Genomic DNA, 16,012 nt, shown 5'->3' with positions numbered 1-16,012 from the left:
GAAATTAATATCCGTTCAATATGATGACACGCCTCGGGCGTGTTGAATAAATAAACGCTTTATAGGGGTAAATCCGTTACAAAATCCCAAGCCCAAACTACGCAAGGTAACCACAGGACCAAAAGAATTACCAAATAAGCGCTTAAATCCTTCCATAAGCAATATAATTTGCCATACAGCTGCCTTACGTTCGCGTTGATAAGCGCCTAATGCCTTCTTCGAACAAATACCCCCAGAAACCGCATCCAGACAGTGGAGCCAGGAGCTTACATCAGCTAATCCAACATTTAAGCCTAAACCCGCCAAAGGATGAATTGTATGTGCTGCATCCCCAAGAAGCAGCCAACGCTTACCTGCATATTGGTGTGCATGCCTCATATGCAAAGAGAATTGATGGCGCGCACTAATGACTTCTACTTTACCTAATCGCTTCGCAAAAGCCTGGGTAAGTGATTTATTAAATTCGTGATCAGAAAGACTCATTAATTCTTTCGCATGATTAGGCTTCGTGGACCAAACTATGGAACATTGATGTGGATCTGCAAGCGGTAAAAATGCCAAGGGACCATCAGGGTGAAACACTTGATAAGCAGTTTGCTTGTGTTCCTTTTCAGTAAACACTGTTGCGACCAAAGCCTGTTGGTCATAAGACCAACTTGTTAATGCAACTTTTAGTTTTTTCCGTACTGGGGACTGTGCTCCATCAGCGATCATTAAGAGCAGCCCTTTCCAGCTTTGCTTTGTGTTGCTTGCCGTAACTCCATCATCATCAAAGCTTATTTCCTCCACAAAACGATTTGGAAATAGATGAATTGCTGGATGCAACGCAATTTGTTTGAATAAAGCGTTTTTAAGAACGGACTCTTCCATAATAAAACCCAAATTTTGTTCTGCAACATAGCGTGAATCAAAATCAATATGCGCACCACTAACTGAGTCCCAAACATGCATGCGACAATAAGGGGAAATTCTTGATTGTTCCAAATGATGCCAAACATTTAATTGTTGTAACAACATTTGAGAGGCATGATTAATAGCATAAACACGTGTATCAGCACATAATGCATCAGTTTTTAAGGATCCTGCATCAATAATGGCAACAGTATAGCCACGTTGCGCCATAGCTAAAGCGGAAGTTAATCCCACAATACCACCGCCAACTACTAATACATTAAATTCCTGCCTCATTTTTTCTCCGAAATTTCAAACGGAGCGTGTTTTTGTGCCTCAGCCAAGGCAATTTCACACACTAAATCGGGAATTGCTCCCCCAAAACCACGCGTATATCGTGCTAAAAGATTTTTCAAAACAGGAATATTATCCAGTGCCATCAATCCTAAACCACGCACCAAACCCATGCCGGGTAAACGGCTGGTAAATACTTGAATTAAACCATCAGTTAAACAAGTAATTGCTTTTTGATCGTGTGCTCTTAATTGCACATAATGCAAAAGCATTTCTGCGGTCAGTCCTTGCTCTGCGATGCATTGGGCTAACATTGCCACATCCCTAAGCCCTAAATTAAATCCCTGGCCTGCAACAGGATGTAATGTATGTGCTGCATTGCCCACAAAAACAATAGGCCAGCGAATTTGCTGCGGCATTAAAACTTGCTGCAGAGGATAAGAAAATCGTTTACCTATTTTATCAAATCGACCTGCACGATAACCAAAAGCGTGTTGTAGTTGTTTTAAAAAATCGGTATCTGATAAAGACAACATATGTGCTGCCTCCTTAGGAGGCATTGCCCATACTAAAGACATTCGATCGTTTTGCATGGGCAAGAGCGCTAAGGGGCCATGAACTGTAAATCGCTCATAGGCACGTTGCTGGTGCGGCTTGAGTAAACCTATATTGGCAACAAGGGCATGCTGGTTGTATTGTTTCACTTGAGTCGATAAATTACAAAAGCGGCGCACCCCTGATTGGGTTCCATCTGCTGCAACAATTAAACGAGCCGCAATCGTAACTTCTCCTAAATCAGTATGTACGGTCGCCGAACATTTCTCATAATCTAAAGACTGTAATGTTGCGGGGGCTATAAGCTGATCTTGAGGTACTAATTGATGCAAAGCCTGGTTAATATGCTGCATTTCAACAACATAACCTAAAGGTTCATGCCCTTGACTTTGTAAGCGTGAAACACCAAAATGGTGTTGATCTGAAACATGAATCATCTCTATGGGACTCACATGGGCTTTCAGATGTTGCCAAACACCAAGCATAGTAAGTATGCGTCGGCTAGCAGGTGATAGTGCTAATGAACGTGCATCAAAATCAGGCTTTATTTTCTCACCAAATGGTTTTGCTTCTACCAATAACGTGCGATAACCTAATCCTTGCAAAGCAAGCATTAAAGTTGCACCTGTTAACCCCCCACCAATAACCAGTATATCAATTTCTCTATTAATCACGCATTAATGCCTCAATCTCATGCACATCTACAGGCAAAGCCGCAGTTATTACCTCATGGCCTGTTTTAGTCACTACTACATCATCTTCAATACGAACACCTATACCCCACCAGCGTTTATCTACTCCCGGAGTATTAGAACTAATGTATAAACCAGGTTCTACGGTTAAAACCATTCCCGGTTCCAAAGGACGCCATTCACCATTAATTTTATAAAGGCCAATATCGTGTACATCTAAACCCAACCAATGCCCTGAATTATGCATATAGAAAGGTTTATAGGCTTCCTTAGCAAGTAATTCTTCAACATTTCCTTGTAAAATACCTAATCCACATAAACCTTCTGTTAAAATCCTTAACATAACTTTTTGTATCTCATTCCAGGGAAGCCCTGGCTTCACTACTGCTATCCCTGCTTTTTGTGCCTTGAGCACCAGCTCATAAATACTTTTCTGCTCCAGGCTAAATTCCCCATTTACGGGGAAGGTTCGGGTAATATCAGCAGCATAATTTTCATATTCACCACCAGCATCAATTAAAACCAGATCGCCTTGTCGCAGGGGTTTATTATTATTCGTGTAATGCAAAATACAGGCATTCTCACCTCCCCCGACAATAGGATCATAAGCGACACTACGACAACCTTGACGGCTAAATTCATAAAGAAGCTCGGCTTCCAACTGATACTCATACTCCAAATGTTTACAGCGTCGCATGGCTTGTTCATGAGCTTTAACAGAAATACGCGCAGCTCGACGCATTAATTCCAGTTCAGCGTCACTTTTAAATAAACGCATTTCACCTAATATAGGTTCTAAATCACACAATTGTTCAGGTACTTTTACCCCTCGTCGTACCTGGCTTTTCACCTTATCCAAGGCCTGCATAATTATTTTTTCAACTTCTGAATTACGCGCAAGAGCATAATAAATTGCTGTTTTCCCAATTAATAATTTAGGTAACTCGTCGGCAATACAACCTATAGGAAAAGCGGCATCCATCGCTAATTCAGACAGAGCACCGTCTTGGCCTAAACGTCTTCCTGTCCATTGTTCTTCCATTGGGTTACGTGGTCGATTAAATAAAATACTTTGCGAATCTTTCCCCGAGATAAGTATTAACAGTGATTCAGGTTCATTGAAGCCGGTCAAATAATAAAAATTACTTTCTTGACGGAAACGATAATGCGCATCTCCATTGCGTAAGGACTCATGGGCTGCCGGGATAATAGCAATACTTCCTTCAGGCAACCTTTGCATGAAATTTTTTCTTCTTGCTTGATATTCTTGTTGAGAAATCATATCAAAATCCTTTTGTTTAGTGCGTTATTCCAGAATTCCCACTAGGCTCACCCATTACCAGGTCACTATACAAACGCAGCACTGCCATCCGAGTGTATTCGCTCACTTCCATCAATGCACGTTCATCATCCTCACCCACATCTATTGTTTCACAATCAAGCTCGGCAAATTCGATAAGATGTTGGAAGGCATCTTGTGCTTCTTCATCATGGAATCGTCCAACGCCAATACCTGCGAGTTTCAACGACTCAATAAACCCTTGGCACCATTCACTAAAAGCTTGCGCCCGTACCAATAAGGGCTCATACTCATCAGGAAGCATCATTTCAAACCCAAAGTCCAGGCTGGAAATTTGCTGCTGGCTTATTGAAAAAACAGCAAACATCCCTAAAATAGCATTGCGGCTTGTTTCATCCTTTTTATTATTCAACAAGGCACGCAAATAAGCTTCACCCTGAATATCTGCACCTGCACAAAGATAGCCACACATCGCTCCATGCAATAAACTGGCAGATATATGTAAGTTTAATACACTAATGTTTTTGGAAAATTCGTCATAATTAGGCAAATGCAAATGTTCTTTCTCAGACATATTCAACTCATTAATATAAAGTGATCTCCATAATAACCGATTTAATGCAAGCGTTCACCCTTCTAATTGCTGCTTGCAAGCAAAATTGTTACTATTCTTACCATACAGTGGAATAACAAAGGTCTATTATCATGACTCATATGAAAACATGCACCATTAAATTGCTTAATGCAACTTATGAAATCAAGTGTCCTGAAGGCGAAGAGGCTAATTTACACCTTGCAGTACAGAAATTAAACAACCAAATCCTTATTAATAAAAAGAAATCAAAACAACTTGATAACCTGCAAACTCTATTACTTGCAGCTCTTGATATAAGCCATGAATTAATAATATGCAAAAATAAACAGGCCTATCAGCAACATCAAGTCACTCAATTTATTACTTCATTAGAAAATAAAATCAATAAAATGGTCGATGGAGAATTACTTGAAAGCATCACGGAAACAGATTAGTTGTCTTTCTGAACGAATTTTAATTACTGTTACGTTACGTGCTAATTTTTACTTAAATATTTTCAATTAAAGGGACTAAAAATGAGACGCCAATGGTATATAGGCTTTGGAGTGGCTCTATTAATTGCTCTCGCGTTTTTTATTATGCTGAGTGATATTAGGTGGTTTATCGCTTTTCTTATACCCATTATAGTCATATGGATCTATGATTTAATACAAACGAAACATACCATCTTACGTAATTTTCCTGTTTTGGGCCATGTGCGCTATTTTTTAGAGTTCCTGCGCCCTGAAATCCAACAATATTTCATTGCTACTGATGAAAGTGAGCTTCCTTATAATCGTGAGACACGTTCGCTCATTTATGAGCGTGCCAAAAATACACGCGACACCATACCCTATGGAACAGAACGTGACATTTTAAGTTTGGGCTACACATGGGCATTACATTCTTTAGCTCCAAAACATCATTCCGAAGTAGAATCAAGAATTGTTGTTGGAGGCCCTGATTGTTTACAACCTTATAATGCGTCTCGATTTAATATCTCCGGCATGAGTTTTGGCTCCCTGTCAGGGAAGGCTATTATGGCCATGAACAAAGGAGCAATGATTGGTGGTTTTGCTCAATCCACTGGTGAAGGTGGTCTAAGCCCCTATCATTTACAAGGAGGAGATATTATATTTCAGATAGGAACTGCTTATTTTGGTTGTCGTGATGAGCAAGGTAATTTTGATGAGAAGGAATTTGCCATAGAAGCAAACCGTAAAGAAGTAAAAATGATTGAGATTAAACTCTCTCAAGGCGCTAAACCCTCTCATGGCGGAATCTTGCCAGCAGCTAAACTTACTGCAGAAATCGCCAAAGCCAGAAAAGTTTCCATGGGTCAGGATGTAGTATCGCCAATTGCACATACCGCGTTTAGTACCCCAATTGGTTTGCTCCATTTCATAAAAAAATTACGTGATTTATCTCATGGAAAACCTGTTGGATTCAAGCTATGTCTTGGACGCAGGGATGAGTTTCTCGCAATCTGTAAAGCCATGTTAAAAACCAACATCCTGCCAGACTTTATTACAGTTGATGGGGCGGAAGGAGGCACAGGAGCTGCGCCCGTAGAATACACCAATTTTATTGGTACCCCTTTAGAGGCTGGATTAGTTTTTGTGCATAATGCTTTAGTAGGAATTAATGTACGGGATAAAATACGTATTATCTGTAGTGGTAAGGTGGCTAATGGATTTGATTTGCTAACCAATATCGCCTTGGGAGCTGATATGTGTAATGCTGCAAGAGCGATGATGTTAGCTTCAGGCTGTTTACAAACCAAGCAATGTAATGCCAATACATGTCCAACTGGAATAGCAACGCAAAGCAAACGCTTGCAATATGGCTTGGTTGTGGATGAAAAAAAATATAGAGTCGCAAACTTCCATAAAAATACCATGAAAAGCTTTTTAGAAATGGTTGGATCGCTAGGCTTAGACAATCCCAGTGATTTGAAACCCAGCCATATTATGAGAAGAGTAAGTGTGCAAGAAGTGAAGTCTTTTAATGAGATCTACGAATACCTGTCACCAGGACAACTATTAACCTCTGAAGTTCCGGAGAGTTATAGAGCTCATTGGGAAGCAGCCGATGCAGAAAAATTTTAAGTGTTTATTTCGTGCGTTTAGACGCTGTATTTACATGAGACTTTGTACTTACTTATTTGACTGTATATTAATGAATTGCCAAGGGTCTGAAAAATCCAATTCTTCAAAATATAATTTTTTCCTATTTTGTAATGGAGTCCAATCAGTATAGTAACCGCCTACCCTCCCAAGATAAGGTAACGCATTTTGCAGAACTTCGTCATAATCTAACTCATCCGGCTCCACTAAGCCTTGGTTGGGGTGTTGTATCGCCCAAATTATCCCACCAATCAAGCCTGCAACTACTTGTAAACTCGTTGCGTTATTATGAGAAACTAGTTCACGAGTTGATTCTATGGACAAAGTAGAGCCAAACCAATAAGCCCCCTTAGAATTCCCCATAAGTAAGACACCAAGTTCATCTACCCCTTCAACTATTTCGTCAACAATTAAGCGATGGTTTTTTTGGGGCAACCATTCTTTGCTTTGCAATTCATGAATCGATAAAATTGCATCAGGACAAGGACAATAAGCATAAAGCACCGTAGGTCTATATAAAAGTTCATGATCATGTTGCAAAGTTAGATAACTCGTAATTGAGGTGGTTTCGGGATGGGTGATTAAAAATCCATGATAAGGACCAAAGCTTGGAGTCCAGGAACGAACTTTAAAGCTACCACTGGGGCGTTCTATATAGATACTGGATTTTTCTCCCTGCGAATGAATTTTGCCATCGATAGGAAAATGGCGTTCATGACTACCCCATCCTATTTCCACAGGTTGTTTCATTTCTTCGATAAATCCATTGATAGACCATGTATTAACAAATTCTCCTAATTTTTTAGGGAAGTGGGTCACTTGTGTATCATGTTCAGCAATGTGTATTGCTTTGATATTTAGTAAAGAGGCAAGTTGAGCCCACTCCAATTGATTTTTTGGGGTAGAAATTTGAAGATTATTATCCTTGGCCATATTTAATAAAGCTTGTTTTACAAAATGAGAAACCAACCCAGGATTAGCGCCATGAGTGAGTACCGCAGTCTTTTTAATTGTTTTTTTTAATTTTAAAATGGTTTCCCGTAACCAATAATTGGTTCGCTCTTCAGGAATATTCTTTTCAAAAAGACTTTCTCCCCACTCCTCTATAGAGGCATTTATATACAATGTCTGTTTTTCATTACAAAGTTGAATCATAGAAGCACTTGAAATACCAATAGAAACATCTATAACTAAATCGTCTGATGCAAGTTGACTACCGATAATTTCCACATAATTTTGTTGTGTAATCTTTTGAATAAAAAAATTAACCGCATATTTTTGGGCAAGGGAAATTCCAGAATCTTCCTCAGTGATAATTAAAATTTGCGATGGAGAACTATTTAATCGATTAATCAATAGGGGTAATATTGCTTGCCCGATAGAGCCAAATCCCAGCAGAATAATTTTCTTATTAAAAATCTCTTTTTTCATACCAATTCCTTTTGGCGGATTTAATTTATAGTATAGTTATCAGTAACTAAAAGGGAGATAACTGATTATCTAAAATATTCGTATTGCTTATTAAGCCTCATTAAAATTTCAATAAAGAAACTCAAAGATATGTGATTATTTAATACTTCCTTTTAAGAACCAATTATTTTAATGTAAGTCTCCAGATTTTGAGGGGCGACAGTTTTTTCAAAGATAACGATCCACTTTAAGTATCTAATAAGGAAATTTAAATGAGCCACGATGTCGAGTTAAGAGATTACTTATCACAGTCAGAGTTTAATTTAGCAGGAGTTACTGCACTTATCCGAGCAGGGGCAAATCCTAATACTCCCAATGTCAATGGCGATACTTTGCTTCATCTGGTCATTTATTGCAAAGCTTATGCACTGATTCCTGCAGTATTAAAACTAGGCATGGATATTCAAAAACAAAATAAAGCAGGTTTATCTCCACTGCAATGTTTATTGAATAATTACCCAATAGATTTTGAGGCTGCCGCTGTATTAATACAAGCTGGTGCAAAAGTTGATTCCGAAGATTCTTTTGGCAATAATTTGTTACAACATGCTGTTATGTCAAATTGTCTAGGCCATATATCATTGGCACTTAAACTTGGAGTCAATGCTAAAAAAGTAAACCACTCAGGTCAATCCCCTTTATATAATCTTCTACACCAGCAGTATATAGATATCGAAGCAACTGCATTATTAGTTTTTGCCGGTTCAGGCATCTTGGCTAGAGGAAGCCGATTACATCTACCTCCTATTAAACAAGAGCATATTATAGATTGTTCTGAATGGCGAGTGAAATCAAAGGAATACCTTGAACCGGAAGCACTGGCTGTTTTAGGTAAATATGGAAACAATAAAGAGCGTGTTTTAAACTATATTCAATCCTTGCCGCCATTTATGAAGAGGGAGTTGGTTAATCAAGCACTATCAAAACAAACACCTTTGGGTAAATTTTTTGCAGTCAAAAGGGGCTTATTCCAACCAGAACCAGGATCAGGAATGTGGGCCCAATTGCTGGCAATGCAAAAAGAATTGAACCGACAAATTCCTATTTCATCCGTTCGGTTGACTCCAAATGAAAGCTTTCAACCACCCTTTGCCCCTGGTTTTGAACCAAGCGCTCCTCCGGCTTCGCTATACAATGCACCTATAGGAGAAAGCAGTCCTTATACGACCGCAGTTTCCTGGCCAACAGCACCAAGCGTATATCCTGGATTTTTTGCTCAACCATGTACTGGGCAATCGCTAGAGAATACCTATCCAATGGGTTACCCACAACCAGAGCCTATGAAATAAGGGAAGACAGGATTTTCCATATGTACTCAATTCTAAATACCGTGGCTTTGTTCCACGGTACAAGATACCATCCATGCCGCCATTTCTATCAGCGCACTATTTCAAACGTTCTTTTGTTAGAGCCATTCCCTAGCCTTGATGACGGCCAGCTTTATCGACAATATAAAATCACCAAAAGCGACCCGAGTGTCGTAAATAACGACGAAGAAAACCGGAATAATTTTTAGCTGAACTTGAACACAACTAATCCATTAGCAGCCGCTTGATAACAACAGAACGCTTGGATTCCAGCTTTAAAAAGGATTGTTGATTATGTCGCAAAAGCTCAAGGCTTATACACGGATAAATCATCACTCATCCGGATCATCGTATTTTAAGCGTTTGCCAATAGTAGGAATAAATTTAGCCAATTTGATCAGTCGCGTTTGCGCTACTTTTTTATAGGCGGTATTAAAAACAGCCTCTATATCTACATAATCGAGCCATATAGTTTGTAAGGTAGACAGTATGCGATATCCCATCTCTACATTTTCGGCCAACATTTTATCGATCATGCGCGTAAGCTTTTCGTTTTTCGCTGCTTCTTCTGCATTAAATCCCAGATAATCAAGCAAAAGATTATTGGCAATATTCTTAAAATCTGAGTATTGGGATAATTTTTCGCCATATAACTCGAAATCCTCGATATCATCTCCAAATATTCTGCGAGCTTCCTTGAGTACTATTTTTTTACTCGCTAAATATTGAGCGATTTTTTCCCCACGTTTAATCTTTTCTTTGGTTAAAAGAGTTTCAGCAATTCTATCCGCTTTTTCCTTGTAAAGACTCTCTGCTATATCACTATCCTTTAACGGACTATTCATTCGTTCGTTCATCTTTTCAAACATTAATTGAAAGGATTCATTGAGTAGCTTTGGAACAGGTAAGGTTCCATCAAAAATTCGACCGTCTGCACTAAGAGATACGGGTAACACATCTTTGGGTTCAAATGATCGTGTTGCATTATTCCAGACCGGTTTTCGATCTGCAGCCAGAAGAGTCAGCTGTAGGTTCGTTTGTTTTAATAAAGGAGCTACTACTTGCTCATACCCGCATTCTTGAGCATTAGCTATATATGCTCCATAACTGACAGGAATTGGACAAGGATAGACATCATGAGCATATTCATAAAGCAAATCATCTAAACGTCGCTTAAGTTCCGGGTGTTCTTTCTCAACTTGCTCTCTTTTTTTATAGCAATAAACCATCATCTCTATAGTACGTTTAATTCGAGGGAGCATTTCAATCGGGCTTAGCTCATGGCAATCTCTGAAAAAGATGGTCGCTAAATGATCGCCACAACCGGGTAATTTCTGATAAAGCGCAACATATGCACCCCGGGTACGATACATTTTTTTGTAACTTAGAAAATTTCGAAATGAATCTTCAGTGGCCCCCATATGACTTACAGCTTGCATCATTAAGGGCGTTAACAATTCAGGGGGGTATTTATTATCAAAATAACCAAAATTGCTAATATCAATACTAAACTGGGCTACTGTGGTAGGATCACCAGGATCATTTAACTCATACATGAAAATTTTTTTCAGTGGCGTCATTTCCACTTCATAGATTTCAAGCTCTGCTTCACGAGTTAATTCTTCTTTATGAGGTTCTAATTCAGCTAAAGCTTCTGGGGCTAGCTGGAAGACCAACTCCCATTTCTCACCTGGAACCATATCTATTTTTTTTAGTTGGCGAATGTGTTTGTCCTGCAAAGCCATGAGAAATTCACCAGTCCCTCTTGGACCGATTAATACACTGAGTGCTACATCATACTTGGGCTGTAATGAAAAGGCAGAAATGAGGAGCTCTTCTAATGCTCTCAGTTTCTCCGCCAGGATTTCTTTATCCGGTAAACCTATTTCTCGATACAAATCTGCTTCACAAACGTGTCGATGTTCATCTTCGATAATCAGTTCAAAAAGCTCAGTTGCGACACCATATTTGTGAAAAATGGTAAAAACCTCTTCAACCAAGCCTTCGCATACTAAGTTCATAACAACCATGCCTACTTTGAGACAGTCTTGAGCACGAATAAACTCACAAAGGCGCTCAATTTCTTGATTATAAGCAGGAGGAGTTGCATAAGGAGCACAAAGGGTAAATATAATTTTAGTAAAAACAATCGCGTGATAAATTTCATCTACTAATTGTGCCCGCATTCGTTTTTTTAGCTCCGGGTTATGCATTTCATCTTCAAAACGCATAGGTAGCTGAATACCCAGAACCTCTAATTGCGCCATCAACGAAAAAACATAAAGATACAGCAGCTTGTCATATTTTATTTCAAAAGGTAGACCATTTTTAAAAAGGTTTTCTACTCGATTTTTGATGTCTTTTCTTTCGTCATCAGTGATTTTGTTCCATCCCTCAAGGATCCATTTTTCGGAACCCCAGAAAGGCTTTAGAAGTATATCAAGATCTTCCATAATTAGGTCCCAGTGACGAATAAATTTGATAGCCCATGCTGAGTACTTAGTATGCCAGAATGTTAAACGTCTGCTCGATATAAAAAATAAAATGATTTATCAAGCTGTTTTATTTAGAACCCGATCCCGCGTAAAACCTATGCATATCACGGGATAACGTTCGTTAAGCGATATAAAGGCTTATGCATTTTATATCAATGCTTCGTTAATTATACTTCATCAATGCCAATATACCAATTTATAATGACTTTAAAACTGAGGGAATAACATCAAGAGATTCACTATTTATCAAATCATCAAAAAACTTCTCGAAAAAGTATAACTTTATTGTAGTATAAGACATCCAGGTTTCAAGAATTTGCATTAAATATTAAGTTTAATGCTTGCGGTGAGCAGCATATCGAGCCAAGTCCACAAGTGCTTGTTTATAAGTCGAATCCGGTAAGATACTTAACGCATCAATTGCAAAATCTGCTTCTTTATCGGCAATATCGCGCGTGTACTCAATCGCTTTTGTTTCAGTGATTGCAGCTAATATGGCGGGTAAATGTAGAAGCGTTCCTTTTTCCAGGCTTTCCCTTATTTTTATTTGTTGTTCTGCGGTGCCGTGTTTTAAGGCTTGCAGTAACGGTAAAGTAATTTTGCCAGTTGCTAAATCATCACCAATATTTTTTCCTATTGTTTGGGCATCCGAGCAATAATCCAAAGCATCATCAATTAATTGAAAGGCGTTGCCTAAATGCAATCCGTAAGAATACATCGCTTTCTGGATTTGATGTTCTGATTTGCTGATTAGAGCCCCAATAGCAGAAGATGCAGCAAAAAGTAAGGCCGTTTTGGCACGGATCATGTCAAAATACTCTTCAACAGAAAGATCGGCGTTATGGCGGTTAGAAAATTGCTGGATTTCACCACAACCCATTTGAGGTGCGATGCCAATAAGAAGCTGAATAATATCGATATCACCCACTTCAACCATAAGCTCTAAATATTTTGTAAATAAATAATCGCCAACTAAAATACTCGCCTTATTGCCCCATATTTTATTAGCAGTATCTCGACCACGACGTAGAGTCGAATCATCAATAACATCATCATGGAGCAGGGTAGCTGTATGGAAAAACTCAATCATAGCTGCAAGCATGATGTGCTCTTTACCTTCGTAACCACAAGCACGACTTGCTAAAAGAACTAACAGGCATCGTAAGCGTTTGCCGCCGCTTTGAATAACGTGATTCGCGATATCATCGATCAATTGGATGGGGGATTTGATTGTTTCAATAATTAAATGATTAACTGCCTCAAAATCTTCACTCACTAAATTGCGTAAATGATCAATTCCCATCACATATCCATAAATAAAATAGCTCTTGCATGCTAAGCCGGGATTATATTCAATGTCAATATTTCTCTGCCGCAATCATACAAGGCTTAAATAGTAAAATAACTCATAGCTTTATTATAGAACAAAAAATAAAGCTCACTTCCATTTAATATTACATCCAATACTCGGCTTTTGCTCTGCACTGACAGGCTTTCCGGCAAGTATGTTTTCTAACGCTTTTTGTAAATGATCACCCGTTACCGGCTTATTATTGCCAGGTGTTGATTCATCCAAACATCCTCTATAAACACACAGCAAGTCTTTATCAAAAATATAAAAGTCAGGAGTACAAGCTGCGTGATAGGCTTTGGCCACTTCTTGTGTTTCATCATACAGATAAGGAAATGGGTAGTGAAACTGCTCTGCCTCAAGGCACATTTTTTCTGGGCTATCAGCGGGATATCTCTCCACATCATTGGAGCTGATTGCTATAAATTGAATCCCTTTTTTCTGATAATACTCAGCTATCTCAACAAGCTTTACCTGGATGTGCTTGACAAAAGGACAATGATTACATAGAAACATAATTACTGTTGCAACAGATGATTTGCTCTGTGCCAAAGAAACCATTTGATTATTTCGTGTATCGACTAAATTAAAATCAGCAGCCTTAGTTCCCAGTGGGAGCATATTTGATAGGGTTGCTGCCATAACGCCCTCCTCTTTTATGTCAAAAGTAGAACTCTCTACTATATAATTTTCGATTTTATTGGCAACTTTATTTTCGTGCCTGAATAAAAATGCATAAACATTTTTTCTAATTCTTGACTTTAATCAAGCTGGCCATGTTATAATCTACTTAACCCGATAGCAAGTGATTTTAGAACCAATGCTAACAGCATGGGAAGCATCCTGAATTCGGCGTTGAGCAAGCCCACTTTAAAGTGGGAAGCCTGAACCGATTCACTCGCTGCCCACTTGAACCAAAAGGGTTCATAATCCATGTCTGTCGGGGCTATCCTTCCACTAGTTGTTTCTTTAATAAAAGATATTCATCGCGAACTTTCGCTGCGGCTTCAAATTCCATGTTTTTAGCATGCAAATACATTTGCTTTTCCAAAGTATTAATATGCTTAATTAACTCCTGAGTTGACCAATGCTTGTATTCCGGAACTGACTCAGCAACTGCAACTTTGCGTTTTCCCTGAAAGGCTCCTTCCATAATGTCTGCTATGGATTTATTAATCCCTTTAGGTGTGATCCCATGTGCCTCATTAAATGCTTGCTGCTTCTCACGCCTGCGGTTCGTTTCGTCCAAAGCTCTTTGCATGGATCCGGTTATTTTATCGGCATAAAGAATTGCTCGCCCTTTCATATTACGTGCTGCACGTCCTATAGTTTGGATCAAAGAGCGATCAGAGCGTAAAAATCCTTCCTTATCCGCATCAAGAATAGCGACCAATGCGACTTCGGGCATATCCAAACCTTCGCGTAATAAATTAATCCCCACCAAAACATCAAAAACACCCAAACGCAAATCGCGAATAATTTCCACTCGCTCCACCGTATCAATATCCGAATGCAAGTAACGCACCTTAATTCCATGTTCATTCAGATAATCGGTTAAATCCTCTGCCATTCGTTTCGTTAAAGTCGTTACTAAAATTCGTCCATTATGTCGAATCACCTGGCGAATTTCTGACATTAAATCATCAACCTGAGTACGAACTGGGCGAATTTCAACCTCTGGATCTATCAGGCCTGTTGGACGCACGACTTGTTCCGCCACATTATCGGAATGTTCCTGTTCATAAGGCCCAGGCGTGGCCGAAATGTAAATCGTTTGAGGCGAACGCGCTTCAAATTCCTCAAAACGTAAAGGTCGATTATCCAGGGCGGAAGGAAGTCTAAAACCGTATTGTACTAGAGTCTCTTTACGCGAGCGATCTCCTCGATACATCCCACCAATTTGGGGCACGGTAACATGGGACTCATCAATAATCAGTAATGCCTCATCTGGCAAATAATCAAATAAAGTAGGAGGGGGTTCTCCAGCTTCTCGCCCTGATAAATAACGCGAATAATTTTCGATACCGGAACAATATCCCAACTCCAGCATCATTTCGATATCAAAACAGGTACGTTGCTCCAAGCGCTGTGCCTCAACTAATTTATTTTGTGCATTAAACTCAGCCAAGCGTTCTTGTAACTCTTCTTTTACCCAATCGACAGTTTGCAAAATACGTTCCCGGGGCGTTACATAATGGGTTTTGGGAAAAACAGTAACTCGGGGTAATCGTCGCAAAATTTCGCCAGTAAGCGGATCAAATTGAGCAATATTTTCAACCTCATCATCAAATAACTCAACGCGTATTGCCTCTTTTTCAGAATCAGCAGGAAATATATCAATCACATCACCATGTACGCGAAATTGACCACGTTCCAGAGCAAAATTGGTACGAGTGTACTGCATTTCCGCAAGGCGTCTTAAAATTTTACGCTGATCCGATTGTTCTCCACGAGAAAGATGTAATACCATACGCAAATAAGAGTCAGGATCACCCAAACCATAAATTGCCGAAACTGTAGCAACAATAATTGCATCTTTACGTTCAATTAAGGCTTTGGTTGCGGATAATCGCATTTGCTCTATGTGGTCATTGATGGATGAATCCTTTTCAATAAAGGTATCTGATGAAGGCACATAAGCCTCGGGCTGATAATAGTCGTAATAGGATACAAAATACTCTACGGCATTATCCGGAAAAAAGGATTTAAACTCCCCATAAAGCTGAGCGGCAAGCGTCTTGTTAGGGGCCATAATTAAGGCAGGCCTTCGCATAGCTTGAATTACATGTGCTATAGTAAAGGTTTTACCTGAACCAGTAACCCCTAAAAGGGTTTGTTTGGCCAAACCAGATTTTAAGCCATCGATTAATGAGGCAATAGCGGTTGGCTGATCACCGGCAGGTTGAAAATCGGCATAAATTTTAAATAAATCTTTCATATCTTTATAGTATATCTCA

Annotated in this window: 12 protein-coding genes and 1 other RNA gene; 4 read left to right on the top strand and 9 right to left on the bottom strand. The window is 39.2% G+C overall.

What is annotated here, in order from left to right:
• Positions 1-15: 15 nt before the first annotated feature.
• From EKG34_RS05125 to EKG34_RS05110, 4 genes are read right to left on the bottom strand one after another with little or no spacing between them, the layout of a single operon-like run.
• Positions 16-1,188 carry an FAD-dependent oxidoreductase gene (locus EKG34_RS05125; protein WP_003634086.1) on the bottom strand — a complete coding sequence of 391 codons (1,173 nt, stop codon included), beginning with the start codon at positions 1,186-1,188 and terminating at the stop codon, positions 16-18.
• Positions 1,185-2,414: a 2-octaprenyl-6-methoxyphenyl hydroxylase gene (gene ubiH, locus EKG34_RS05120; protein ID WP_003634083.1), complete on the bottom strand. Its 1,230-nt coding sequence runs from the start codon at positions 2,412-2,414 to the stop codon at positions 1,185-1,187. The genes EKG34_RS05125 and ubiH overlap by 4 nt, the downstream gene beginning before the upstream one ends.
• A complete protein-coding gene (pepP, locus tag EKG34_RS05115; RefSeq protein ID WP_003634079.1) occupies positions 2,407-3,714 on the bottom strand; it encodes a Xaa-Pro aminopeptidase in 1,308 nt (435 codons plus the stop codon). Before pepP ends, ubiH begins: the two co-directional genes overlap by 8 nt.
• Before the next feature lie 16 nt (positions 3,715-3,730).
• Entirely contained in the window at positions 3,731-4,306 is a 576-nt protein-coding gene (locus EKG34_RS05110; RefSeq protein ID WP_003634077.1) for a UPF0149 family protein, read from the bottom strand.
• Between the two features lie 131 nt (positions 4,307-4,437).
• On the opposite strand from EKG34_RS05110, the gene EKG34_RS05105 reads away from it, so the two are divergent.
• The gene (locus tag EKG34_RS05105) at positions 4,438-4,761 is read left to right on the top strand and encodes a cell division protein ZapA (RefSeq protein ID WP_003634075.1); all 324 of its coding nucleotides are present in this window, start codon (positions 4,438-4,440) and stop codon (positions 4,759-4,761) included.
• 81 nt (positions 4,762-4,842) lie between these two features.
• Entirely contained in the window at positions 4,843-6,414 is a 1,572-nt protein-coding gene (locus tag EKG34_RS05100; protein ID WP_003634073.1) for an FMN-binding glutamate synthase family protein, read from the top strand.
• A 48-nt stretch (positions 6,415-6,462) separates the two neighbouring features.
• On the opposite strand, the gene EKG34_RS05095 is transcribed toward EKG34_RS05100, so the two are convergent.
• The gene (locus EKG34_RS05095) at positions 6,463-7,863 is read right to left on the bottom strand and encodes a saccharopine dehydrogenase C-terminal domain-containing protein (protein ID WP_003634071.1); all 1,401 of its coding nucleotides are present in this window, start codon (positions 7,861-7,863) and stop codon (positions 6,463-6,465) included.
• Positions 7,864-8,114: 251 nt separating this feature from the next.
• Between EKG34_RS05095 and EKG34_RS05090 the strand changes: the two genes are divergently transcribed.
• Entirely contained in the window at positions 8,115-9,191 is a 1,077-nt protein-coding gene (locus EKG34_RS05090; protein WP_003634068.1) for an ankyrin repeat domain-containing protein, read from the top strand.
• A 350-nt stretch (positions 9,192-9,541) separates the two neighbouring features.
• Here the strand turns inward: EKG34_RS05090 and EKG34_RS05085 are convergent, their stop codons facing one another.
• The 3 genes from EKG34_RS05085 to EKG34_RS05075 all read right to left on the bottom strand — a co-directional run bounded on the left by EKG34_RS05085 (position 9,542) and on the right by EKG34_RS05075 (position 13,697).
• Entirely contained in the window at positions 9,542-11,662 is a 2,121-nt protein-coding gene (locus tag EKG34_RS05085) for a hypothetical protein (protein WP_003634067.1), read from the bottom strand.
• A gap of 376 nt (positions 11,663-12,038) precedes the next feature.
• Positions 12,039-13,007: a polyprenyl synthetase family protein gene (locus tag EKG34_RS05080; RefSeq protein ID WP_003634063.1), complete on the bottom strand. Its 969-nt coding sequence runs from the start codon at positions 13,005-13,007 to the stop codon at positions 12,039-12,041.
• Between the two features lie 135 nt (positions 13,008-13,142).
• Positions 13,143-13,697 (bottom strand): thioredoxin family protein, encoded by a 555-nt coding sequence (locus EKG34_RS05075; protein WP_003634060.1) that lies wholly within the window; start codon positions 13,695-13,697, stop codon positions 13,143-13,145.
• Positions 13,698-13,835: 138 nt separating this feature from the next.
• On the opposite strand from EKG34_RS05075, the gene ssrS reads away from it, so the two are divergent.
• A non-coding RNA gene (gene ssrS / locus EKG34_RS05070) (6S RNA) lies at positions 13,836-14,007 on the top strand.
• Here the strand turns inward: ssrS and uvrB are convergent.
• Positions 14,002-15,993, bottom strand: a complete 1,992-nt coding sequence (gene uvrB / locus EKG34_RS05065) for an excinuclease ABC subunit UvrB (protein WP_003634056.1) — start codon at positions 15,991-15,993, stop codon at positions 14,002-14,004. The genes ssrS and uvrB overlap by 6 nt on opposite strands.
• Positions 15,994-16,012 lie beyond the last annotated feature (19 nt).

Source organism: Legionella longbeachae (assembly GCF_004283175.1).
Classification (GTDB): domain Bacteria; phylum Pseudomonadota; class Gammaproteobacteria; order Legionellales; family Legionellaceae; genus Legionella; species Legionella longbeachae.
This window is presented reverse-complemented; position numbering and strand designations above follow the sequence as displayed.

Coding starts and splice junctions, on each gene's coding strand:
- EKG34_RS05125 (WP_003634086.1), bottom strand. CDS start 1,188: ATGAGGCAGGAATTTAATGTATTAGTAGTTGGCGGTGGTATTGTGGGA.
- pepP (WP_003634079.1), bottom strand. CDS start 3,714: ATGATTTCTCAACAAGAATATCAAGCAAGAAGAAAAAATTTCATGCAA.
- EKG34_RS05110 (WP_003634077.1), bottom strand. CDS start 4,306: ATGTCTGAGAAAGAACATTTGCATTTGCCTAATTATGACGAATTTTCC.
- EKG34_RS05105 (WP_003634075.1), top strand. CDS start 4,438: ATGACTCATATGAAAACATGCACCATTAAATTGCTTAATGCAACTTAT.
- EKG34_RS05100 (WP_003634073.1), top strand. CDS start 4,843: ATGAGACGCCAATGGTATATAGGCTTTGGAGTGGCTCTATTAATTGCT.
- EKG34_RS05095 (WP_003634071.1), bottom strand. CDS start 7,863: ATGAAAAAAGAGATTTTTAATAAGAAAATTATTCTGCTGGGATTTGGC.
- EKG34_RS05090 (WP_003634068.1), top strand. CDS start 8,115: ATGAGCCACGATGTCGAGTTAAGAGATTACTTATCACAGTCAGAGTTT.
- EKG34_RS05085 (WP_003634067.1), bottom strand. CDS start 11,662: ATGGAAGATCTTGATATACTTCTAAAGCCTTTCTGGGGTTCCGAAAAA.
- EKG34_RS05080 (WP_003634063.1), bottom strand. CDS start 13,007: ATGGGAATTGATCATTTACGCAATTTAGTGAGTGAAGATTTTGAGGCA.
- EKG34_RS05075 (WP_003634060.1), bottom strand. CDS start 13,697: ATGGCAGCAACCCTATCAAATATGCTCCCACTGGGAACTAAGGCTGCT.
- uvrB (WP_003634056.1), bottom strand. CDS start 15,993: ATGAAAGATTTATTTAAAATTTATGCCGATTTTCAACCTGCCGGTGAT.